Genomic DNA, 22,740 nt, shown 5'->3' with positions numbered 1-22,740 from the left:
TGCGCACTTTTGGGCGACATGCATTAGCGTGCGCTCAATCCAAAACCCTGCATCAGCCGGCTGATGGCGAAGTCCGCCTTTCCCGAGGTAAAGACGGCGATGTCGGGCTCGCTTTGCGGCAATGGCCCGTCGACAGCCGGAAGCAGCGACAGAGCGCGCCGCGCAATCGCCTCGGCCGGGTCGATCCAGTCGACCGGCCAGGGCGCGGTCTTGCGCATGCGATTGGCCAGGAACGGATAGTGCGTGCAGGCGAGCACGACGATGTCCGTGCGCAAATCGTCATGCTGGACAAAACACGGTGCGATCTCGGCACGCACGGCCTCCTCGTCGACAAAGCCCTCGCGCATGTAGGCCTCGGCCAGTCCGGCGAGATTGTTGCTGCCGACCAGCCGGACATGGCATTTCTGCGCCCATTTGCCGATCAGGTCGCGCGTGTACTGGCGCTTCACCGTGCCCGGCGTCGCCAGCACCGAGACCAGCCCGGACCGGGTGCGCTCGGCAGCCGGCTTGATTGCCGGCACCGTGCCGACAAAGGGATGGCCAGGGAATTTTTCCCGCAAGGCATCGATCACCAGCGTCGAAGCGGTATTGCAGGCGACGACCGAAATTTCCGGATCAAAACGGTCGAGCAGCTTGGCGAAGAGCTCGACTATATGGGCCTGCAGCGCCGGCTCTTCCCACGCGCCGTAGGGAAAGGCCTTGTCATCGGCGACGTAGACGAAGCGCCGGTCGGGCATCAGCACGCGCGCTTCGCGCAGCACGGTCAATCCGCCAACGCCGGAATCGAACATCAGGATCGGACGGTGGCTCATTGATATCGGACCATGAAAGAGGCTGGATCAGAAGGCTTGGCGGTCATTGGCCAATGCCGTTCTTCTATCTGCAACCATCATGGTCTTGAAGTGGCGAATGTCAGCAAGTTCTATGCAAAGCCGGCGAAGACGACCTTGCCTCGGTCTAGAGCCCGCGCTTGCCGAAGCCGGCGGGCCTCGGGCGGCCCATAGGCTGGGCGGACGGCACCGAGCGCGTGGCCGGTGTGGCGTTGCGCATGGAAGACTGTGCCGTGCTGCTGGCCATCCGACCGGATCCCGCAGGCATGGGCGTATCGCCATCGAAATCGAAAACCGATGTCAGTTCGTCGATATTGATGCCCGCCACCGGCTTAGCCACCAGGATCGTGCACCAAAGGCCAAAGATCGACAGCGCCAGCAGGTTCAAACCGCTGGACGTGCTTTCCGGGTTCTTGAAATCGATGACCAGCAGCGTGCCTGCCTGCAGAAAGGCGTAGATGGCGCAGAACACGATGTAGGACCACAGGATCCAGGCTTTGCCGTTGGCGTCGCGGCTGCGTCGCCAGGCGATGTTGGCACGCATGACCACGGCCAGGAGGGAAACGACCAGAACCGCGCCTGCCATGCCTTGCCGCGATGGACCGGGCGCCGAGTTGACCAGCCCCTCAAAGCCGATCGTGCCAACGATGCACAGCACAGCAAGAACGGCCTCGAGCAGGGCTACGCCGAGCGAATAGAAGAAGAAGCGCATACGGCCGATTTTGGACGTGAACATTTGCCACCCCACCGTTTTGACAACAATGGACGAGAGGCAAATAAAATTCGGTTACTTCAGCCGTTCGAAGCTTAGCGATTTCTAATCTTCTTTGTCTGCCTGGCGTTTTCGCGCAGCGGCCGGCAAACGCCTTGGATCGTCTCCCGGCGAGCCGTCACCGCGCGGCATGGCCGGCGAAAACCGGTCGAGCGACGAGATGATGCCACGCAGCACTTTCAGTTCCGGCTCGGCGAAACCGGCGCGCGTCAAGACGGCGCGCAGATTGTCGACCATCTTGGGTTTCTTGGGCGCCGGGCGGAAATAGCCGCGCGCTTCGAGCGCGCCTTCGAGATAGGCAAACAGCCCGTGCAACTCTTCCTTGCTTGCCGGCTTCATTTCAGGGCTGGAGAAATTGGTCGCCGTCTCGTCTTCCAGGCCCGACTTCATCCATTCATAGGACATCAACAGCACGGCCTGGGCGATGTTGAGCGACGAAAAGCCGGGATCCACCGGGAAGGTGACGATCTCGTCGGCCAGCCCGACCTCGTCATTGTAGAGCCCAAAACGCTCGCGGCCGAACAAGATGCCGGTGCGCAGGCCGGCCATCTGACGCGCCCTCAGCGCCCTGCCCGCTTCGACCGGACCACGCACGGGTTTGAAGCCGTCGCGCTCCCGCGCCGTGGTGGCGAAGACGAAGTTGAGGTCGGCGACGGCGGACGCCAGGTCGCCGAACACTGTTACGGCATCGATGACATGGTCGGCGCGGCTGGCGGCGGCGCGCGCCTTCTCGCTCGGCCAGCCGTCACGCGGGTTGACCAGTCTCAGTTCGGCAAGGCCGAAATTAGCCATGGCGCGCGCAACCATACCGATATTCTCGCCGAGCTGCGGCTCGACCAGGATGATCGCCGGCCCGGCGGCGGATGCGTTTTCAGGATGATCGACGGCGGACATGATCTCAATGAACTGCTGTTTGCGGCATTTCAGCGTTCCCTGCCACATCCGCTCGGCAAAATGAAGCTTTTGCAAACACCGGTCGCGGCACAGACGACCCATTCTGCACGGATGGTCGTTTGCGCGGCCAAATAGGCTTTGATATACGCTCCGCATACCCGGCCGAAGCCATGCGGGCGAGGCCGTTTTGTTCCCCAAAAGCGAGGCATTCTTTTCATGGCGAAGATCAAGGTGGCGAACCCGGTCGTCGAGCTCGACGGCGACGAGATGACCCGCATCATCTGGCAGTTCATCAAGGACAAGCTGATCCACCCTTATCTCGACCTGAAGCTCGAATATTACGACCTCGGCGTCGAGCACCGCGACGCCACCAACGACCAGGTGACCATCGATTCGGCCAATGCCATCAAGAAATGGGGCGTCGGCGTGAAATGCGCGACGATCACGCCCGACGAGCAGCGCGTCGAGGAATTCAAGCTGAAGAAGATGTGGAAGTCGCCGAACGGCACCATCCGTAACATTCTCGGCGGCACCATTTTCCGCGAACCGATCATCATGAAGAACGTGCCGCGTCTGGTGCCGGGATGGACCAAGCCGATCATCGTCGGCCGTCATGCTTTCGGCGACCAGTATCGCGCCACCGACTTCCGCTTCCCCGGCAAGGGCAAGCTGACCATCAAGTTCGTCGGCGAGGACGGCAAGGTGATCGAGCACGACGTATACGACGCACCCGGCGCCGGTGTTGCCATGGCGATGTACAATCTCGACGACTCCATCCGCGAATTCGCCCGCGCCTCGCTGAATTACGGCCTGCTGCGCAATTATCCGGTTTATCTCTCGACCAAGAACACCATCCTCAAAGCCTATGACGGCCGCTTCAAGGACATTTTCCAGGAGGTCTACGAGGCTGAATTCGAGGCCGAGTTCAAGGCGAAGAAGCTGTGGTACGAGCACCGGCTGATCGACGACATGGTGGCCTCCGCCCTGAAATGGTCTGGCGGCTATGTCTGGGCCTGCAAGAATTATGACGGCGACGTCCAGTCCGACACGGTGGCGCAAGGTTTTGGCTCGCTCGGCCTGATGACCTCCGTGCTGATGACGCCGGACGGCAAGACGGTGGAAGCGGAGGCCGCGCACGGCACAGTGACGCGCCACTATCGCCAGCACCAGAAGGGCGAGGAAACCTCGACCAATTCGATCGCCTCGATCTTCGCCTGGACGCGCGGCCTCGCCCACCGCGCCAAGCTCGACGATAATGCCGAGTTGAAGCGATTTGCCGACACGCTGGAGAAGGTCTGCATCCAGACGGTTGAGAGCGGCTTCATGACCAAGGACCTGTCGCTCTTGATCGGTCCCGACCAACCATGGCTGTCGACCACCGGCTTCCTCGACAAGATCGACGAGAATTTGCAGAAGGCGATGGCGTAAGCCGGCAGCCATGGCCAAGCCGGTCGTCTACGGGGCGGACTACAGCGTCTATGTGCGCATCGTCCGCCTCGTGCTGGCGGAAAAAGGCATCGACTACGACCTTGTGCCGGTCGATGTCTTTGCCGCCGAGGGCACTCCCGCCTGGTACTTCGAGCATCACCCTTTCGGCCGCATTCCGGCCGTCGAGCATGACGGGTTTCGCCTGTTCGAAACCAGCGCAATCGCCCGCTATGTCGACGAGGCGTTCGACGGCCCGGCACTGCAGCCAAAAGACGCCCGCACCCGCGCAACGATGAACCAGATCATCGGCATGCTCGACGCCTATGCCTACAGATCGATGGTCTGGGACGTCGCCGTCGAGCGGCTTGAGAAGGAAGCGCCAGACGAGGCACTGGTCGCCAACGGGCTGCGCCAGGCGGAAACGGTGCTGCGGGTGCTCACCGCACTCAAGCCTCCCGGGCCGTGGCTGCTCGGCGACCAGCTGACGCTGGTCGACCTGCATGCGGCATCCATCATCGCCTATTTCGTCAAGGTCGCCGACGGGCAAAAGCTGCTTGCGGCGTTCGCCGACATCCAGGCCTGGTGGGAGGGCATCGCAAAACGTCCGAGCCTGGCGGCGGGCTGATATGGGTTCGGGCCATGGCTGAGCCATCTCGCCAGGACGCGCTCACCGTCGCCAGAATTGTCAGGGTCAACCACGCCGGTGAGTTCGGTGCGATCAGGATCTATTCGGCGCAGATTCTTGTCGCCAGGCGCTTATGGCCGGATTGCGTGCCATCCTTGTCGGAGATGCTTGGGCACGAGCGCACGCATTGCGCTGCGTTCCGCGCCGCCATGCCGGCGCGGCGGTCGCGACCGTGCCGGGTGATGCAGTTCTGGAGCTGGGGTGGCTGGGTGCTGGGTTTTGTCACCGCCCTGCTCGGTCCGCAAGGCATCTGGGCCTGCACGGCGGCGGTTGAAGCGGCGGTGCATCGCCATCTGGACGATCAGCTGTTTTTCCTCGCCAATCGCGACCACGACTTGCACGGCATCATCCTGGCGATCCGCGAGGAAGAGCTCGCCCATCTCCATCACGCCGAAGAGCAGCTGAAATCGCCCGGCCCGGCGCTGAACTTTTTACGGTCGCTGATTTCGATCGCCACGGACGTGCTGATCTGGCTGTCCACCTGGGGCGATTCCAGCAGAATGACGCGCGCCCTGAAAGCGGCGAAAAAGAACTAGCTAGACGGACCGTCTAAGAGCTGATTGCAGGCTTGCCACTATCAGCCACAGAATGGCAAGCACGGCGGCGAAGGCCGGAAAGCCGCACACGAACCAGATACGACATAGGGTGGCTTTCAGGCTGCCTCCAGCGCCGCCCTCACCGCGGCGATCGCATCATTGGCCTTCGAGGCGTCCGGGCCGCCGGCTTGCGCCATGTCGGGCCGTCCGCCACCGCCCTGCCCGCCCAATGCGGCCGAGGCAACGCGCACAAGATCGACAGCGCTGAAGCGGCCGACGAGATCGTCCGTCACTGCGACCACGACGCTTGCCTTGTTGTCTTCGCCCGCACCGACGAAGACGACGACGCCTGAGCCGAGCGAAGTCTTGCCGGCATCGGCCAGCGGCTTCAAATCCTTCGGCGACACGCCGGAAACCGCTTTGCCGAGGAAGCCGATACCGGCGACGGTTTCGGTGGTGGCCGGAGCATCGGCCGCGGCACCACCGCCCAGCGCGAGTTTCTTGCGGGCTTCGCTCAGTTCCTTCTCGAGCTTCTTGCGTTCCTCGAGCAGCGCCTCGACACGCGCCGGCACGTCGGCCGGCGAAATCTTCAACACAGCCGCCGTCGCCTTCAGGCGCCTGTCCTGCTCGTCGAGATATTTTCGTGCGGCTTCGCCGGTCAGCGCCTCGATGCGGCGCACGCCGGCGGCGACCGCGCTGTCGGAGACAACGCGAACCAGACCAATATCGCCGGTCGCCCGGACATGGGTGCCACCGCAGAGCTCGACCGAATAGGGCCGGTTGGCCTTGGCGCCATGCACGCCGGTGCCCATCGAAACGACACGCACCTCGTCACCATATTTCTCGCCGAACAGCGCCATGGCGCCTTCGGCGATGGCGTCGTCGACCGACATCAGGCGCGTCGTCACCGGGCTGTTCTGGACGACGATTTCGTTGGCCATGCGCTCGACCTCTTCGAGGTCTTCGGCCGAGATCGGCTTGTTGTGCGAGATGTCGAAGCGCAGGCGCTCGGGCGCGACCAGCGAACCTTTCTGCGCGACATGGGTGCCCAGCACCTCGCGCAGCGCCTCGTGGATCAGATGCGTTGCCGAATGATTGGCGCGCAGCCGGGTGCGGCGCGCATGGTCAACCTTCAGCTCGACGGCTGCACCTGGCTTGACCGTGCCGTTCGTCACCTTGCCCAGGTGCACGAACAGGCCGTCGGCCTTTTTCTGCGTGTCGGAAACCTCGATCGAGAAACCTTCGCCGGAGATGATACCGGTGTCGCCCATCTGGCCGCCGGACTCGCCATAGAACGGCGTCTGGTTGACGACCACCGCCACCGCGTCGCCCTTGATCGCGCTGTCGACGGTCTTGCCGTCCTTGACCAGCGCCTGGATGAGGCCTTCCGCCTGTTCGGTCTCGTAGCCGAGGAATTCGGTGGCGCCGGCCTTCTCGCGTACAGAAAACCAGATGGTCTCGGTGGCCGCGTCGCCGGAGCCAGCCCAATGCTTGCGCGCTTCGGCCTTCTGCTGCTCCATCGCATGGGTGAATCCGGCAAGGTCGACCGAGATGTTGCGCTGGCGCAGTGCGTCCTGCGTCAGATCGAGCGGGAAGCCGTACGTGTCATAGAGCTTGAACGCGGTCTCGCCATCCAGCATATCGCCGGCGTGCAGCGTATCCGTCGCCTCCGAGAGCAGGCCGAGGCCGCGCACCAGCGTCTTGCGGAACCTGGTCTCCTCGAGCTTCAGCGTCTCGGTGATCAGCTGTTCGCCGCGCAGCAGTTCGGGATAGGCCTGGCCCATCTCGCGCACCAGCGCCGGCACCAGTTTCCACATCAACGGCTCCTTGGCGCCGAGCAACTGCGCATGGCGCATGGCGCGGCGCATGATGCGGCGCAGCACATAGCCGCGGCCTTCGTTCGACGGCAGCACGCCGTCGGCAACCAGGAAGGAGGACGAGCGCAGATGGTCGGCAATGACGCGGAAGGAGGCGACCGTCTCCTTGTCCGGGCCCTGCCCGAGCGCCGATGACGCCGCATCGATCAGGTGGCGGAACAGGTCGGTCTCGAAGACGCTCTCCACCCCTTGCAGGATGGACGCCATGCGCTCCAGGCCCATGCCGGTGTCGATCGACGGCCGCGGCAGGTCGATGCGCTCATCCTTGGTGACCTGCTCATATTGCATGAACACCAGGTTCCAGAATTCAAGGAAGCGGTCGCCATCCTCCTCCGGGCTGCCGGGAGGGCCGCCCCAGATGTGCTCGCCACGGTCGATGAAGATTTCCGAGCACGGCCCGCACGGTCCGGTGTCGCCCATAGCCCAGAAATTGTCGGAGGTCGGGATGCGGATGATGCGGTCGTCGGAGAAACCGGCGATCTTCTTCCAGAAGCCGGCCGCCTCGTCATCGGTGTGATAGACGGTGACCAGCAGCTTGTCCTTGTTCAGGCCGAACTCCTTGGTAATCAGGTTCCAGGCCAATTCGATGGCGCGCTCCTTGAAATAGTCGCCGAAGGAGAAATTGCCGAGCATTTCGAAAAAAGTCAGGTGGCGCGCGGTGTAGCCGACATTGTCGAGGTCGTTGTGCTTGCCGCCGGCGCGGACGCTTTTCTGCGCGGTGGTGGCGCGCGAATAGGACCGCTTCTCCAGGCCGGTAAAGACGTTCTTGAACTGCACCATGCCGGCATTGGTGAACATCAGCGTCGGGTCGTTGCGCGGCACCAGCGGGCTCGAGGCCACGACCTCGTGGCCCTCCTTGCGGAAATAGTCGAGGAATGTCGACCGGATCTCGTTCACGCCACTCATGACTGCTGCCTTTTCGCGAAAACCGCCGGCACGGCCGGCGGACACTGGTCTCTGCTTTTTAGAAGATTGACTTGGCCTTTTAGCGGGCACGCCCCACCCTGTCCAGAAACACGGAATTGGGCCATCCCGGCAACTGCCAAGCCGGCTTCACGCTGCCCAAAAACGAAAACCGCCGGCGCGAAGGCCGGCGGTTTGAAACGCAATACTAAAGAACTCGGTTACTTAATCATCGGATAATAGACTGGATTTTTATGGCCGAACTCTGGCCGTGCCCTACATGGCGCCGGATTCTTCCTCGAAGCCGTCGTCGCTTTCGCCGCGCTCGGGGCCGCCATTTTCAAGAAATTTCTCGGCGATCAGCCCGGCATTCTGCCGCAGCGCAAGTTCGATCTCACGCGCCGTGTCGGGATTGTCGCGCAGGAACAGTTTGGCGTTTTCGCGACCTTGGCCGAGACGCTGCGAATTGTAGGAGAACCAGGCGCCGGACTTCTCGACCACGCCGGCCTTGACGCCGAGATCGACCAGTTCGCCGGTCTTGGAGACGCCCTCGCCATACATGATGTCGAATTCGACCACCTTGAAGGGCGGCGCCAGCTTGTTCTTGACGACCTTGACGCGGGTCTGGTTGCCGACGACCTCGTCGCGGTCCTTGACCGAGCCGATGCGGCGGATGTCGAGGCGCACCGAAGCGTAGAATTTCAGCGCGTTGCCGCCGGTCGTGGTTTCGGGCGAACCGAACATGACGCCGATCTTCATGCGGATCTGGTTGATGAAGATGACCATGGTGTTGGAGCGCGAGATCGAGGCGGTCAGCTTGCGCAGCGCCTGGCTCATCAGACGCGCCTGAAGACCGGGCAGAGAATCGCCCATCTCGCCTTCGATTTCGGCGCGCGGCGTCAGCGCCGCCACCGAATCGACGACCAGCACGTCGATGGCGCCTGAACGCACCAGCGTGTCGCATATTTCTAGCGCCTGCTCGCCGGTGTCCGGCTGCGAGATCAAGAGGTTTTCCAGATCGACGCCGAGCTTGCGGGCATAGACCGGATCGAGTGCGTGCTCGGCATCGACGAAGGCGCAGATACCGCCTTTCTTCTGGGCTTCGGCAACTGTGTGCAGCGCCAGTGTCGTCTTGCCCGAGCTTTCCGGCCCGTAGATCTCGACGATGCGGCCGCGCGGCAGGCCGCCGACGCCAAGCGCGATGTCGAGGCCCAGCGATCCGGTCGGCACGGTTTCGATCTCGACGACCTGCTCGTTGGCGCCAAGCCGCATGATCGAGCCCTTGCCGAAGGCGCGCTCGATTTGCGACAGCGCCGCGTCCAGAGCCTTTGATTTGTCCACCGCTTTGTCCTCTACAAGCCGCAAAGAATTCTGAGCCATGATACATCACCCCTTGGTCGTCAATGAAGGCCGGACAATCCGTAATCCCTGCCCATTTTGTACTACTTTTGTTCTCGTTTGGCAAGAGGGGTCAAATATCTGAAAAGCAATCTTTATCCGGATTTGTTCTTTTTTTGTCTCACGCCTTCGTTTCCGGATGTATCCACCATTGGGCCAGACGCTCCGGCTGTTTCGATCGGCCGAATCGCCGGCTTGCCTGCGAAGCTCCGCCGCACAGCGTAGCGCTTGTGCGGCTCGAATAACAAAGGTCATATCGCCGGCATGGTGAAATCAGCAAAGATACTGGCGGTGGGCGGCGCCCATATCGATCGCCGCGGCCAGGTGTCGGGCACGTACGTGCCCGCGGCGTCCAACCCCGGCACGATGCGCGAGGATGTCGGCGGCGGCGTATTCAACGCGCTGCGCAGCCTGGTGCGGCGCGGCGTCTCGGCCTCGCTTTTGTCGGTGCGCGGCGGCGATGCCTCGGCCGAGACGGTTGCGCGCGCCATCGCCGACTCCGGCATTGCCGACCTGTCGGCGGTTTTCCTCGACCGCACGACGCCGAGCTACACGGCGCTGATCGATCGCGACGGTGAGCTGATCACCGGCTTTGCCGATATGGCGCTCTACGATTTGGCGTTCCCCAAGCAGATCCGCCGCTCCAAGGTGCGCGAGGTGGTCGCCGAGGCCGATGCGGTGCTCTGCGACGCCAATCTGTCATCAACGGCGCTGGAGCGGCTGGTGGGGCTCGCCGCCGGCAAGCCGGTGTTCGCCATTGCCATTTCGCCGGCCAAGGTGGTGCGGATGATACCGGTGCTGAAGGAGCTCGCGCAGGTCTTCATGAACCGGCGCGAGGCCATGGTGCTGGCCGGCGTCGATGCCAATGCCACCGAGCGCGAGACCATCGACGGACTGCGCTGCAGCGGCCTCACCAGTGGCGTGGTGACGGCGGGCGATGGCCCGGTGCTGGGATTCGACGAAGCCGGCGCCTTCTCTATCCTGCCGCCGGCGCCGAGAAAAGTCGCCGACGTCACCGGCGCCGGCGACGCGCTGGCCGGCGCCACCATCGCTGCTCTGCTGCGCGGCCTGCCCCTGCGCCGGGCATTGCGCGAGGGCGTTGCCGCCGCCACGCTGGCCATTGAAAGCGCCGACGCGGTTCCGGCCTTTACGGCCGCGACCTTCACCGAGGCACTGGCTCTTGTGCCCGACGCACAGGAAATGGCATGAGGGCGGCCAATTGCCATTGCCGGAGCGCGACGTCCAAGCGGACGCGCGGATCTCCGGATCGGAGACCATCATGACACCGCAAAGCGCCCGCCCCTTCATCGACATCCACGCGCCCGTGGCCGAGGCGCTCGCCGCTGGCCGCCCCGTCGTGGCGCTGGAAAGCACCATCATCACCCATGGCATGCCTTACCCCGACAATGGCGCCATGGCCGCCAATGTCGAAAAGATCATCCTCGACAATGGCGCGGTGCCGGCGACGATCGCCGTGGTTGCCGGCCGCATCAAGATCGGGCTGTCCGACGGCGAGCGCGAGTCGCTGGCGATGACCGGCGACGCCATGAAGCTGTCGCGCGCCGATCTCGGCTTTGCGGTGGCGCAAGGCCGCACCGGCGGCACCACGGTCGCCGCCACCATGATCGCCGCTGACATGGTCGGGATAAAGGTGTTCGCCACCGGCGGCATTGGCGGCGTCCACAAGGGCGCGGAAAAGAGCTTCGACATCTCGGCCGATCTCGACGAGTTGGCGCGCACGCCGGTCATCGTCGTCTCGGCCGGCGCCAAGGCGATCCTCGACATCGAAAAGACGCTGGAAGTGCTGGAGACGCGCGGCGTGCCGGTGATTGGCCATGGCTGCGAGACGGTGCCGGCCTTCTGGTCGCGGCATTCGCCGTTCCGCGCGCCGCTGACCCTGCACAGACCGGAAGAGATCGCGCATTTCTACAAGACCAGGGCGGCACTTGGCCTGGTCGGCGGCATGCTGATCGCCAACCCGGTGCCGCAGGACGATGAAATCCCGGCCGACGAGATGGCCGGCTATATCGAGGCCGCGCAGAAGGCGGCGGAAGTGCAGAATGTGACCGGAAAGGCGGTGACGCCGTTCCTGTTGGGCAAAATCCTCGAACTGACCGGCGGCCGGAGCTTGAAGACCAACATCGCGCTGGTCGAGAACAATGCGCGGTTGGCGGCGAGGATTGCGAAGGCGCTGTAGGATCGCCTACGTCGGCGGGACAGCACCCCCCTGGCCTGCCGGCCATCTCCCCCGCAAGGAGGGAGATTAACAGCTTAGCCGCAGGCTCCCATTTTCAACGTTGGTGATTGGCGAAGGCCAATGTGACAACTGATCTCCCCCTTGCGGGGGAGATGTCCGGCAGGACAGAGGGGGGTGGGAAGAAACGCGGCGGTCCCGGTTCACTTCCCCGCCCGGCGTCCCGCCTCATACGCCCGGCGCGCCCACACCCTCATCTCGTCAGGATCATCAAGCGCGTTGTCGGGAATGCTCCAGTACGGCATCGCAACCAGCTTGCCGTGGCGGGTGCCGGTATAGGTCCATTGCTTGCAGCCGGCGGCTTCGAAGTCGGACGCGCTTTGCTCGTCAGCCTTGAGCAGCAATTCGCCGCGCAGCACGATGGCGACGATGACGCCGTCGAAATAGATACCCTTGCCGCCGAACAGTTTTCGGATACTGACCGGGCCGAGGCCTTCGAACAGCTCTTCGATGCGTTCATTGTCCATGCCGCAATCATGTCACCGGGCTTGCCACGGCTGCAATCAAAAACCATGCTGGCAAGTTGAGAGTCATCCGTCGGAGTTTTGTCATGCCGCTGCTGCTCAAGGGATCCTGCCGCTGCGATGCCGTCCATTTCGAGGTGGAGAGCAACACGCCGGTGCCGTTCATGCTGTGCTACTGCTCGATCTGCCGCAAGCAGCAGGGCGGCGGCGGCTTCGCCATCAATCTCGGCGCCGATTACAAGACGCTGAAAATCAAGGGCAAGCGCAATCTCGGCGTCTACCAGGCCGAGATCGCGGACGACGAGCATCCAAAGTGTGAGATTTCGACGGGCGAGCGCAATTTCTGCAAGAAGTGCGGTTCGGCGCTCTGGCTCTACGATCCGACATGGCCGGACCTGGTCCACCCCTTCGCCTCGGCAATCGACAGCGAGTTGCCGAAGCCGCCGGAGAAGGTGCATCTGATGTTGAAATACAAGGCGAGTTGGGTCGAGCCGGTGATCGGCAAGAAGGACAATGCGTTCGACGTCTATCCCGAGGAATCCATCGCCGACTGGCATAAACGGACGAAGATGTGGGTGAAGTGAGGCTCGGAGCGCGACTTCCGATAGTCAGCGCTGCCCCTCATCCGGCCCTTCGGGCCGTTCGTCATTCGAAAAGCCAAGCAATTGGCTTTTCGCCCGCTGCGCGGACCATTTCCTCACCTCCCCGTGAACGGGGAGAAGGAAGATCAGGCCGAAGCGCGCGCCTCAGCCAGCGCCTTCAGGTCGGCGGGCTTCAGTTCGACGGATTCGCCGCAGCCGCAGGCCGAACTCTGGTTCGGGTTGTGGAAGGTGAAGCCGGTGCGCAGCGTGGTCTGCTCGAAATCCATCTCGGTGCCGAACAGGAAAAGGGCAGCCTCGGGCGCGACATAGACATGCGCGCCGTCGCGTTCGATATGGTCGTCCTTGGTATTGGGCTCGGTCACCAGGTCGACCGTGTATTCCATGCCGGCGCAGCCGCCCTTCTTGATGCCGAGGCGAATGCCATGCGCATTGTCGCGCGTGGCGACGATCTCGCGCACCCGGTCGGCGGCCTTTTCGGTCATCGTGATGACGGCGAAGCGTCCCATTCTTTTTCCTCTTCCATTCCATGCAGGTTCAAGGCCTGCCGAATGATTCCTCACCTAAAATGGTGAAGTTTTACCACTGGTGCAAGTGCACCAACCTCAGTCAACCTAGTACCAGCCCACCGCCACCTGCGCCTCTTCCGACATGCGGTCGGGCGACCAGGGCGGGTCGAAGGTCATGTTGACCTCGACGCCGGAGACGCCTTCGACGGCGCCGACGGCGTTTTCCACCCAGCCGGGCATTTCGCCGGCCACCGGACAGCCGGGCGCGGTCAGCGTCATGTCGATCTTGACCGCGCGGTTGTCCTCGATGTCGATCTTGTAGATGAGGCCGAGCTCATAGATGTCGGCCGGGATTTCCGGGTCATAGACGGTCTTCAGCGCCGAGACGATGTCGTCGGTCAGCCGCGCCAGCTCGTCGGCGGGAATGGCCGAGGCGGAAACCAGCGGATTGATGGCTGCTTCCGGCGCGGTGGTGTGGCTCGCATCATCCATGGTCGTCATCCAAAGAACCTGTCACCCGAAGAACTTGCGCGCTTTTTCCAGCGCATCGGCCAAAGCGTCGACTTCGGCCCTGGTATTATACATGCCGAACGATGCCCTGCATGTGGAGGTTACGCCAAAGCGTTTCAACAGCGGCTGGGCGCAATGGGTGCCCGCGCGGACGGCAACACCCTGCCTGTCTATCACCATCGACACGTCATGGGCATGAATGCCCTGCAATTCGAAAGAAATGATGGCGCCCTTGTCCGGCGCGTCGCCGAAGATGCGCAGCGAGTTGATGGCGCGCAGCCGTTCATGCGCATAGGTCTTGAGATCGGCCTCATGGGCGGCAATGCGCTCGCGGCCAACCTTTTCCATGTATTCCAATGCTGCACCCAGGCCAATCGCCTGCACGATCGGCGGCGTGCCGGCCTCGAAGCGGTGCGGCGGCTCGTTGTAGGTGACGATGTCTTCAGTCACCTCCTCGATCATTTCGCCGCCGCCCATGAAGGGGCGCATGCCCTGCAGAATGTCCTTCTTGCCGTAGAGCACGCCGATGCCGGAGGGCCCGTAGACCTTGTGGCCGGTGAAGACGAAGAAATCGCAATCGAGGTCCTGGACGTCGATCGGCATGTGCACGGCGCTCTGGCTGCCGTCGACAAGTACGGGAATTCCACGCGAATGCGCGATGCGCACGATCTCCTTGATCGGGGTTACCGTGCCCAGCGCGTTCGACATATGCGTGATGGCGACGAGCTTGGTCTTGTCGGTCAGGCGCTTTTCGAATTCCTCGATGTGGAAGATGCCGAGATCGTCGACCGGCACCCAGACCAGCTTGGCGCCCTGCCGTTCCCGGATGAAATGCCACGGCACGATGTTGGAGTGGTGCTCCATGATCGACAGCACGATCTCGTCGCCCGCGCCGATATTGGGCATGCCATAGCCGTAAGCCACGGTGTTGATCGCCGCGGTCGTGTTCGAGGTGAAGACGATGTTGTCGGTGCTTGGCGCATTGAGGAAACGGCGCACCGTCTCGCGTGCCTTCTCATAAGCGTCGGTTGCGGCATTCGACAGGAAATGCAGGCCGCGATGCACGTTGGCGTATTCCTGGGAATAGGCGTGCTGGATCGTATCCAGCACCACCTGCGGCTTCTGCGCCGAGGCGCCATTGTCGAGATAGACCAGCGGTTTGCCGTAGACTTCGCGCGACAGGATCGGGAAGTCGCGGCGGATCGCCTCGACGTCGTATGGGGTTGTTTCGATCTTCTGGTCCATTACAAGCTCTCTTGAGGCACCGCCTCACTTCGTCACGCACCCCTCATCCGACCGAGCTTCGCTCGGCCACCGCCCGGGGCGAGTCACTTGCCTCGCCCGTCCTTCGGACCCCACAAGGGGAGAAGGGAAAGAGGCGTTTACCCGTGCGCCACGAACCAGTCGTCCAGCCTTGTTTCCAGGGCCTCGACGATGGTTTCGTCGTCCAGTTCCTCGATCACTTCGGCCACGAACGCCTTCACCAGCAAGCCGCGGGCGCTCTTCTCGTCGATGCCGCGCGCCATCAGGTAGAACAGATGGTTGTGGTCGATCTCGGTAACGGTCGCGCCATGGCCGCAGATGACGTCGTCGGCGAAGATCTCCAGCTCAGGCTTGGTCGAGAACTCGCCATCGTCCGACAGCAGCAGCGTGTTGCAGGCCATCTTGGCGTTGGTTTTTTGCGCGTATTGGTGGACGTTGATGCGGCCCTGGAAGACGCCCCGCGCCTTGCCGGTCACCACGTTGCGGATCACTTCCGTCGAGGTCGTGTGCGGCACGGCATGGTCGAGCACCATGGTCACGTCGGTGTGGGTGTCGCCGGCGAGCAGGTTGATGCCGCGCAGTTTGAAGTCGGCGCCTTCGCCCGTGGTCTTCACCACGATCTCCTGGCGCACAAGCTTGCCGCCGGCATTCATGAAAAACAGCGTCAGCTTCGAATTCTTGCCGAGATGCGCCTTGAACTGCGCCAGATGGGTGGCCGTTTCCGGCTGTTCCTGGACGATCAGCCAGGTCACCTCGGCGCCCTCGCCCAACACCAGCTGGCTGACGGAGCTGGCCAGAGCCGCGCCCTCGCCCGCCTGACGCTCGACGATCGCAGCCTTGGCGCCGGCGCCGACACGCACGGGAAAGCGCACATGGGTCTGTCCGCCGGCTTGCAGGTTCTGCAATTCGATCGGCTTTTCCAGTGCTGCGCCATCGGCGATGTCGACGAAATAGCCGTCGGCGACGAAAGCAGTGTTCAGCGTGCCGATGGCGTCATCGCTGCCATAGGGGTCGAGGCCGGGTGCAATCGAGCCGTCGGTCAGCTTTTCCGACAGGCGCTGGATCGTCACGCCCTCGATCGCGGGGAATTTCGCACTCGAGACGCCGTTCAGAACCGCCAGCACGGCGGAACCTTCGACGATGGGCGTTAGCGTTTTGGCGGCGGCCGTCGGATCGAATGCCGGCACCGCGGTCAACAGCCGGCGCAGGTCAGTGTAATGCCAGGATTCGATGCGCCGCGTCGGCAGGCCGCGCTTGATCGCCTCGATGGCGTCGTCGCGCTTCAGCATCACCGCACCGTCGCCCGGCAGCAGCGACAGCCGCTCGCCGAAAGCGTCGATCAACGCCGTTTCAGCCTGGGTGCGCTGGGGTGTCGAATGCATGTTCATAAGCTTGGCCCTGTCTTTTGGTACAAAATGACCTGGCATCTCACGCGGCTTCGCCGATCACGCCGGCATAGCCATTGGCTTCGAGATCGAGCGCCAGCGACTTGTCGCCGGACTTGATCACCTGGCCCTTGTATAGGACGTGCACGCTATCGGGCACGATGTGCTCGAGCAGGCGCTGGTAGTGGGTGATGACGATGATGGCACGGTCGGGCGAACGCAGCGCGTTGACGCCGTCAGAGACGATCTTCAGCGCGTCGATGTCGAGGCCGGAATCGGTCTCGTCGAGCACGCAAAGTTTTGGCTCCAGCAGCTTCATCTGCAGGATCTCGGCGCGCTTCTTCTCGCCGCCGGAAAAGCCGACATTGAGCGGCCGCTTCAGCATCGCCATCTCCATCGAGAGCGAGGCTGCCGCCTCTTTCACCCGCTTCAAAAATTCCGGAATCTTCAGCGGCTCCTCGCCGCGCGCCTTGCGCTGCTCGTTCATCGCCACCTTCAGGAATTCCATGGTCGCGACACCCGGTATCTCCATCGGATACTGGAAGGCGAGGAAGATGCCCGCGGTGGCGCGCTCGGCCGGGTCCATTTCGAGGATCGACTGGCCGTTATAGAGGATGTCGCCTTCGGTGACCTCATAGTCCTCACGGCCGGCGAGGATGTAGGACAGCGTCGATTTGCCCGAGCCGTTCGGACCCATGATGGCAGCGACCTCGCCGTTTTTGACCGTCAGGTTCAGGCCGCGGATGATCTCGGTGCGGTCATCGACGATGCGGGCATGCAGGTTCTTGATCTCAAGCATTTTTTCTTTCCTGGATATATTGTCCGGTCAGCCGACCGAGCCCTCAAGGCTGATGCCGATAAGCTTCTGCGCTTCGACCGCGAACTCCATCGGCAGCTGCTGGATGACATCCTTGACGAAGCCGTTGACGATCAGCGCGATCGCCTCCTCTTCCGGGATGCCGCGCTGCATGACGTAGAACTTCTGGTCCTCGGAAATCTTTGACGTCGTCGCCTCATGCTCGAACTGCGCCGTCGAGTTCTTGGCTTCCATGTAGGGCACGGTGTGCGCGCCGCACTGGTCGCCGATCAGGAGACTATCGCAATTGGTGAAGTTGCGGGCGTTGGTCGCCTTGCGGTGCGCCGAGACCTGGCCGCGATAGGTGTTCTGCGAGAAGCCGGCGGCAATGCCCTTGGAGATGATGCGGCTCGACGTGTTCTTGCCGAGATGGATCATCTTGGTGCCGCTATCGACCTGCTGGTAGCCGTTCGACACAGCGATCGAATAGAACTCGCCGGAGGAATCGTCGCCGCGCAGGATGCAGCTGGGATATTTCCAGGTGATCGCCGAACCGGTCTCGACCTGCGTCCACGAGATCTTCGAACGGTGGCCGCGGCAGTCGCCGCGCTTGGTGACGAAATTGTAGATGCCGCCCTTGCCCTCGGCATCGCCGGGGTACCAGTTCTGCACCGTCGAATATTTGATCTCGGCATCGTCGAGCGCCACCAGTTCGACGACGGCGGCATGCAGCTGGTTCTCGTCGCGCTGCGGCGCCGTGCAGCCTTCGAGATAGGAAACGTAAGCCCCCTCCTCGGCGATGATCAGCGTGCGCTCGAACTGGCCGGTGTTCTTCTCGTTCATGCGGAAATAGGTCGACAGCTCCATCGGGCAGCGCACGCCCTTGGGCACGAAGACGAACGAGCCGTCGGTGAAGACAGCCGAATTCAGCGTGGCGTAGAAATTGTCGGAGGTCGGCACGACCGAGCCGAGATATTTCTGCACCAGCTCCGGATGCTCGCGGATGGCCTCCGAGATCGAGCAGAAGATGACGCCGGCCTGCGCCAGCTCCTTCTTGAAGGTGGTGACGACGGAAACGGAATCGAACACCGCGTCGACCGCGACACGGCCCGATTTGTAGACATTGTCGCTGGGCTCCTCGAGATCGGAGACGTCGGTCTTCTGCACGCCAGCGAGGATTTCTTGTTCCCGCAGCGGAATGCCGAGCTTCTCGTAGACCTTCAACAGCTCGGGATCGACGTCGCTCAGCGAGGTCGGGCCGGGCGTGCTCTTGGGCGCCGCGTAGTAATAGAGGTCCTGAAAATCGATCTTCGGATAATGGACGCGCGCCCAGGTCGGCTCTTCCAGCGTCAGCCAGCGCCGATAGGCTTCCAGACGCCATTCCAGCATCCAGGACGGTTCATCCTTCTTGGCCGAGATGAAGCGAATAATGTCTTCGCTCAGGCCCTTGGGGGCCTTGTCCATCGCGATCTCTGTCTGGAATCCGTATTTGTACTGGTCGACGTCGATCTTTCGGACCCGATCGATCGTGTCCTGCACAGCAGGCATAAGCGTTCTCCATCCACGCCGGGGTCAAGGCCCGACAGTTTTCAAACTATGGCATCGCCGAGGGCTGCCCATGAGGCGCCGAAGGCGGCGTAAGTTTCATATAGTGCGTCTCGGCCGGGAATTCACCCGGCCACTTGCAAACGCACGGCTCTACCAGGCCGCGAGGCCTGAATTCTTTGTCGCCGCCTCAGGCGGCTTGTTCCCTGCCCGCCCGGCGCTGGGCAATACCGGCCAGCGCAGCACGGAACAGTTCGATATCCCCGGCACTCGTTGCGTGGCCGATGGACACGCGCAAAGCGCCCAGGCTGTCGCCGTAACCCATGGCTTTCAACACATGGCTCGGCCCGACCTTGCCCGACGAACAGGCCGATCCCGCCGACAGCGCAACGCCAGCCAGATCGAAAGCGATCTGCGCCGTCTCGGCCTTGATGCCGGGAATAGCGAAGAATGTCGTATTGGCAAGCCTTGGCGCGCCGGTTCCGAAGATTTCTGCGTCCGGCACCAGTGTTTTGATGATGGTTTCGACCTCGCCGCGCCGGTGCGCGAGCGTATCGACATGGTTCAGTCCAGCCAAAGCCTGCCGCGCCGCGGCGCCAAAGCCGGCGATGGCCGCCAGGTTTTCGGTGCCGCCGCGATGGCCCTTTTCCTGGCCGCCGCCATTGATCAGCGGCTTCGGCATCATCAGATCGGCTGCCGCAACGACGGCGCCGACACCCTTGGGGCCGCCGATCTTGTGCGAAGACAGAATCAAATAGTCGGCGTAAGCCGCCGACATATCGATGGGACCACGGCCCGCAGCCTGCACCGCGTCGACCACCAGAATGCCGCCCGCCGCCTTGACGATTGCAGCGATTGCCTCGATCGGCTGGATGACGCCGGTCTCGTTGTTGGCGGCATGGATCGCGACCAACGGAAGGCCTTCGGCCTTGTCATGCGCGGCCAGAGCGGCTGTCAGCTGAGCGAGGTCGGCAATGCCATCGGCGTCGACGCCGATCCGCGAAACCTGTGTTGCCGGGAAGCGGCCGCCGTTCAACAGGCAAGGGTGGTCGGCCTCGCACACATAGAGCCGGCTCATGCGCACCGTGCCACGGCCCATCTGCCAATCCGGCGTCAGCAGCGTCGATGCGGCTTCCGTCGCGCCCGAGGTGAAGACGACATGCTCGGCCTTGGCGCCGACAAGTGCTGCCACATCGCGCCGGGCAGTGTCGATCAGGCGCCGCGCCGCGCGCCCCTCGGCATGCACCGACGACGGATTGGCGACGAGATCGAGCGCGGCAATCATCGCCTCGCGCGCCTCGGTAATGAGCGGCGCGCTGGCATTGTAGTCGAGATAGGCGCGTGCTGCGGCCATTTTCACCCAATCGATCCCGTCAAGACCCTTTCCGCAAGGATAGCGCGTTATTTCCTTGAAATTGCAAGGCAAGACGTCCTATTTACGCGGCTTGCGGCGAGGATGGCCGGGCCGTCACGGCTGGCTATCCAGTTTTGAACAATTCTAAACTAGCTTCTAAGAAGACGCTTGCCCTGCGTCAAGGCCCGGAAGGGCTGGGGCTAGAGTAAAGAGTTGTTCCGGGCGCCGCGCATTCGTATGCCATTTGGAGTAGTTCATGCCTGAGGTCATTTTCACCGGTCCGGCCGGCCGCCTGGAGGGCCGCTACCAGCCTTCCAAGGAAAAGAGCGCGCCGATTGCCATCGTGTTGCATCCGCACCCGCAATTCGGCGGCACGATGAACAACAAGATCGTCTATGACCTCTTCTACATGTTCCAGAAGCGCGATTTCACCACGCTTCGCTTCAACTTCCGCGGCATCGGCCGCAGCCAGGGCGAATTCGACCACGGCACCGGCGAATTGTCGGATGCCGCCGCAGCGCTCGACTGGGTGCAGTCGCTGCATCCGGATTCCAAGAGCTGCTGGGTGGCCGGTTATTCCTTCGGCTCCTGGATCGGCATGCAGCTTCTGATGCGCCGGCCCGAGATCGAGGGCTTCATCTCGATCGCGCCGCAGCCAAACACCTATGATTTCTCGTTCCTGGCGCCCTGCCCGTCATCGGGTCTGATCATCCATGGCGATGCCGACAAGGTGGCGCCGCCCAAGGATGTGCAGGGCCTGGTCGACAAGCTGCACACGCAAAAGGGCATCACCATCACGCAGAAGACCTTGCCAGGCGCCAACCACTTCTTCGCCAACGACGCCGATCTGCTGCTCGAGGAATGCGCCGACTATCTCGACCGACGGCTGGCCGGCGAATTGTCCGATCCGCGGCCGAAGCGGCTGCGCTAAGAGCAATTCCAGGAAAAGTGTAAACGGGTTTTCCGTCCGGAATTGCGTCAAAACAAAAACTCCCGGTCCGATGCCGTCACAGTCGTGCCCATCATGGGCGCGAAAATGCCATTTCGGCTGATCCAAACGGTGAAGCCAGCCTGACATGTGGCGCGGCTCGGCTGAACGGTGCACAATGCCGGTTCAGCCAGCGCAAGAAGGCATGACCGATCATGTACCAGCCTCCCCATTTCCAGGAAACGCGGCCGGACGTCCTGCACGGGCTGATCCGGACGCATCCGCTGGGGTTGCTGATCTCCAACGGCGCCGATGGCCCGGTCGCCAATGCCATTCCCTTCCTGCTTGATGCCGAGGTTGGGCCGAATGGCCGGCTGCGCGCCCATCTGGCCAGGGCCAACCCGCAATGGCGTCAGCTGGCCGACAATCCGACATCGCCGGTGCTGGTCGTCTTCCAGGGCGCCGACGCCTATGTGACGCCGTCCTGGTACGAGACCAAGCGCGAGACCGGCAAGGTCGTGCCGACCTGGAACTACGCCATTGTCCAGGTGCGAGGAACCGTCAGAGTGATCGAGGATTCCGCCTGGATCGCACAGCAGATCACCGAGCTGACGCTGTCGCAGGAAGGCGCCCGCGAGGCACCCTGGGCGGTGACCGATGCGCCGCCTACCTTCATCCAGTCGCAAATCAAGGGCATTGTCGGGCTTGAGATCGAGATCGCCGAAATCAGCGGCAAGTGGAAAGTCAGCCAGAACCGGCCTGTCGCCGACCGCGTCGGTGTCGCCGAAGGGCTGGAGAAGGAAGCCGCCGGCGCGCCCGACATGGCTCGGCTGGTGCGGAGTTGGGGCGGCATCGACAGCTAGCTGGGGTGGTCTTAGATGGTTCCAAAGGCGTCAGCAATTCAGTTGCCTGCCGGCGCTGCTCCAATGCCGAAATTCGTCTGTCTCGGCGCATCGTTTTGGTTTGGTTTGCGAGCCCGACGGAATAGGCGGAACGTAGTTTTTGCCACCGGCAACCCCGACGCCGTGTAGCGGAAGATACATCCCAGCCGGCCAAGCACCATCGCGCAGACGATGGCAACAGCACAGCCAAGGCCGAATCCGGCGACAGTGTCGCTCGGGTAGTGCGCGCCGATAAAGATCCGGGTCGATGCGACCGACAAGGTTGCTGCCAGCAGCACCCATCTGCGCTGGGGCAACAACAGCAGTGCAATGCCGAAAATGACGCCCATGGTCGTGGCATGGCCGGACGGGAAGCTGGCAAAGCGCGCCTCCAAGGAAAAAGGATGCAGCGACAGATCGCCGAGCTTGTCGAAATTCATCGGCCTGGCTCTGCCCACGCCATATTTCAGCACGTTGACGACCATGGCCGAGAGTGCGATCGAACCCAGCACCATGAAAGCAAAGCAGGTCCAGTTGTAGAAGGTCATCCGCGCGCGCCGGGAAAGGCTGCGCCAATCCGTCAGATTCGCGGCAATCAGCACCAGTACCGACGGGACAAGATACCAGCCGCCTAGGCCGAAGAAGGTAAAAAACTCGGCGATGCGGAAGACATTGGTCGAGCCTGAAGCCCACTGCCTCGCCATGGTCCCTCCAAGATGGTCGAAACGGAGCGACACCGCGATCGTCAGCAAAAGCCAGGCCACAACCCAGACCGACCACAGGATTTTCGGGTAGCGCGCCGGGCGCGTCGCCAGGCGATGCCGTACAATCCCGAAGGTATCGCGGAAATTAGCGACAGACTGCCGGAGCATGGCAGGCAAAGCGGCACGCGCCGGCGATGGCGACTTCATCAACATGCGGAGCTCGGC

22 protein-coding genes are annotated in these 22,740 nt (G+C 62.7%); 8 read left to right on the top strand and 14 right to left on the bottom strand.

The annotated features are described in order from the left end of the window. Positions 1 to 23 precede the first annotated feature (23 nt). The 3 genes from murI to NKI32_RS08740 form a co-directional block, all read right to left on the bottom strand. Positions 24 to 812 carry a glutamate racemase gene (gene murI / locus NKI32_RS08750; protein WP_023684874.1) on the bottom strand — a complete coding sequence of 263 codons (789 nt, stop codon included), beginning with the start codon at positions 810 to 812 and terminating at the stop codon, positions 24 to 26. Positions 813 to 957: 145 nt separating this feature from the next. Beyond that, positions 958 to 1,566: a DUF805 domain-containing protein gene (locus tag NKI32_RS08745; RefSeq protein ID WP_023690201.1), complete on the bottom strand. Its 609-nt coding sequence runs from the start codon at positions 1,564 to 1,566 to the stop codon at positions 958 to 960. 81 nt (positions 1,567 to 1,647) lie between these two features. Then, positions 1,648 to 2,496, bottom strand: coding sequence for an RNA methyltransferase (locus tag NKI32_RS08740; RefSeq protein WP_023690202.1), 849 nt, complete (start codon positions 2,494 to 2,496; stop codon positions 1,648 to 1,650). A 216-nt stretch (positions 2,497 to 2,712) separates the two neighbouring features. Here NKI32_RS08740 and NKI32_RS08735 point away from each other — a divergent pair, with 216 nt between their 5' ends. The 3 genes from NKI32_RS08735 to NKI32_RS08725 are packed head-to-tail and all read left to right on the top strand — an operon-like array spanning position 2,713 to position 5,145. Next, entirely contained in the window at positions 2,713 to 3,924 is a 1,212-nt protein-coding gene (locus NKI32_RS08735) for an NADP-dependent isocitrate dehydrogenase (RefSeq protein ID WP_023669114.1), read from the top strand. A 10-nt stretch (positions 3,925 to 3,934) separates the two neighbouring features. After that, positions 3,935 to 4,549: a glutathione S-transferase family protein gene (locus NKI32_RS08730; RefSeq protein WP_353002509.1), complete on the top strand. Its 615-nt coding sequence runs from the start codon at positions 3,935 to 3,937 to the stop codon at positions 4,547 to 4,549. A gap of 14 nt (positions 4,550 to 4,563) precedes the next feature. Continuing rightward, on the top strand, positions 4,564 to 5,145 hold the full coding sequence (locus NKI32_RS08725; RefSeq protein WP_352624560.1) for a demethoxyubiquinone hydroxylase family protein: 582 nt from the start codon (positions 4,564 to 4,566) through the stop codon (positions 5,143 to 5,145). Positions 5,146 to 5,261: 116 nt separating this feature from the next. Here the strand turns inward: NKI32_RS08725 and alaS are convergent, their stop codons facing one another. Further along, positions 5,262 to 7,928 carry an alanine--tRNA ligase gene (alaS, locus tag NKI32_RS08720; protein WP_352624558.1) on the bottom strand — a complete coding sequence of 889 codons (2,667 nt, stop codon included), beginning with the start codon at positions 7,926 to 7,928 and terminating at the stop codon, positions 5,262 to 5,264. 273 nt (positions 7,929 to 8,201) lie between these two features. Continuing rightward, positions 8,202 to 9,305 (bottom strand): recombinase RecA, encoded by a 1,104-nt coding sequence (gene recA, locus NKI32_RS08715; protein ID WP_023669117.1) that lies wholly within the window; start codon positions 9,303 to 9,305, stop codon positions 8,202 to 8,204. 282 nt (positions 9,306 to 9,587) lie between these two features. On the opposite strand from recA, the gene NKI32_RS08710 reads away from it, so the two are divergent. Together NKI32_RS08710 and NKI32_RS08705 are read left to right on the top strand one after the other, a co-directional pair. Continuing rightward, positions 9,588 to 10,532 carry a carbohydrate kinase family protein gene (locus tag NKI32_RS08710; RefSeq protein ID WP_353002508.1) on the top strand — a complete coding sequence of 315 codons (945 nt, stop codon included), beginning with the start codon at positions 9,588 to 9,590 and terminating at the stop codon, positions 10,530 to 10,532. Between the two features lie 70 nt (positions 10,533 to 10,602). Next, positions 10,603 to 11,520: a pseudouridine-5'-phosphate glycosidase gene (locus NKI32_RS08705; RefSeq protein ID WP_353002507.1), complete on the top strand. Its 918-nt coding sequence runs from the start codon at positions 10,603 to 10,605 to the stop codon at positions 11,518 to 11,520. 200 nt (positions 11,521 to 11,720) lie between these two features. On the opposite strand, the gene NKI32_RS08700 is transcribed toward NKI32_RS08705, so the two are convergent. Next, the gene (locus NKI32_RS08700; RefSeq protein ID WP_352624552.1) at positions 11,721 to 12,044 is read right to left on the bottom strand and encodes a TfoX/Sxy family protein; all 324 of its coding nucleotides are present in this window, start codon (positions 12,042 to 12,044) and stop codon (positions 11,721 to 11,723) included. Between the two features lie 83 nt (positions 12,045 to 12,127). Between NKI32_RS08700 and NKI32_RS08695 the strand changes: the two genes are divergently transcribed. Further along, positions 12,128 to 12,625, top strand: coding sequence for a GFA family protein (locus NKI32_RS08695; protein WP_023669121.1), 498 nt, complete (start codon positions 12,128 to 12,130; stop codon positions 12,623 to 12,625). Positions 12,626 to 12,768: 143 nt separating this feature from the next. Here NKI32_RS08695 and sufA read toward each other — a convergent pair whose 3' ends face one another. The 7 genes from sufA to NKI32_RS08660 all read right to left on the bottom strand — a co-directional run bounded on the left by sufA (position 12,769) and on the right by NKI32_RS08660 (position 20,002). Continuing rightward, positions 12,769 to 13,149: a Fe-S cluster assembly scaffold SufA gene (gene sufA / locus NKI32_RS08690; RefSeq protein WP_013532156.1), complete on the bottom strand. Its 381-nt coding sequence runs from the start codon at positions 13,147 to 13,149 to the stop codon at positions 12,769 to 12,771. 105 nt (positions 13,150 to 13,254) lie between these two features. Then, a complete protein-coding gene (locus NKI32_RS08685; protein ID WP_023709315.1) occupies positions 13,255 to 13,641 on the bottom strand; it encodes an SUF system Fe-S cluster assembly protein in 387 nt (128 codons plus the stop codon). A 21-nt stretch (positions 13,642 to 13,662) separates the two neighbouring features. Beyond that, the gene (locus NKI32_RS08680) at positions 13,663 to 14,904 is read right to left on the bottom strand and encodes a cysteine desulfurase (RefSeq protein ID WP_023684864.1); all 1,242 of its coding nucleotides are present in this window, start codon (positions 14,902 to 14,904) and stop codon (positions 13,663 to 13,665) included. Positions 14,905 to 15,041: 137 nt separating this feature from the next. Beyond that, positions 15,042 to 16,310 (bottom strand): Fe-S cluster assembly protein SufD, encoded by a 1,269-nt coding sequence (sufD, locus tag NKI32_RS08675; RefSeq protein WP_353002506.1) that lies wholly within the window; start codon positions 16,308 to 16,310, stop codon positions 15,042 to 15,044. Between the two features lie 40 nt (positions 16,311 to 16,350). Next, the gene (gene sufC / locus NKI32_RS08670; protein ID WP_353002505.1) at positions 16,351 to 17,106 is read right to left on the bottom strand and encodes a Fe-S cluster assembly ATPase SufC; all 756 of its coding nucleotides are present in this window, start codon (positions 17,104 to 17,106) and stop codon (positions 16,351 to 16,353) included. A gap of 27 nt (positions 17,107 to 17,133) precedes the next feature. Further along, positions 17,134 to 18,651, bottom strand: a complete 1,518-nt coding sequence (gene sufB / locus NKI32_RS08665) for a Fe-S cluster assembly protein SufB (RefSeq protein ID WP_023706434.1) — start codon at positions 18,649 to 18,651, stop codon at positions 17,134 to 17,136. Positions 18,652 to 18,838: 187 nt separating this feature from the next. After that, positions 18,839 to 20,002: a cysteine desulfurase family protein gene (locus NKI32_RS08660; protein WP_352624546.1), complete on the bottom strand. Its 1,164-nt coding sequence runs from the start codon at positions 20,000 to 20,002 to the stop codon at positions 18,839 to 18,841. Positions 20,003 to 20,258: 256 nt separating this feature from the next. Here NKI32_RS08660 and NKI32_RS08655 point away from each other — a divergent pair, with 256 nt between their 5' ends. Beyond that, complete coding sequence (locus tag NKI32_RS08655) at positions 20,259 to 20,933, top strand: alpha/beta hydrolase (RefSeq protein ID WP_023669128.1); 675 nt, start codon at positions 20,259 to 20,261, stop codon at positions 20,931 to 20,933. Positions 20,934 to 21,145: 212 nt separating this feature from the next. Further along, entirely contained in the window at positions 21,146 to 21,793 is a 648-nt protein-coding gene (locus NKI32_RS08650; protein ID WP_023743150.1) for an FMN-binding negative transcriptional regulator, read from the top strand. A gap of 38 nt (positions 21,794 to 21,831) precedes the next feature. Here the strand turns inward: NKI32_RS08650 and NKI32_RS08645 are convergent, their stop codons facing one another. Then, a complete protein-coding gene (locus tag NKI32_RS08645) occupies positions 21,832 to 22,728 on the bottom strand; it encodes a phosphatase PAP2 family protein (protein ID WP_023743151.1) in 897 nt (298 codons plus the stop codon). Between the last annotated feature and the right edge of the window lie 12 nt (positions 22,729 to 22,740).

Source organism: Mesorhizobium sp. M0761 (assembly GCF_040320205.1).
Classification (GTDB): domain Bacteria; phylum Pseudomonadota; class Alphaproteobacteria; order Rhizobiales; family Rhizobiaceae; genus Mesorhizobium.
The sequence above is the reverse complement of the archived record's forward strand: the minus strand, read 5'-3'. Positions and strand labels throughout refer to the sequence as shown.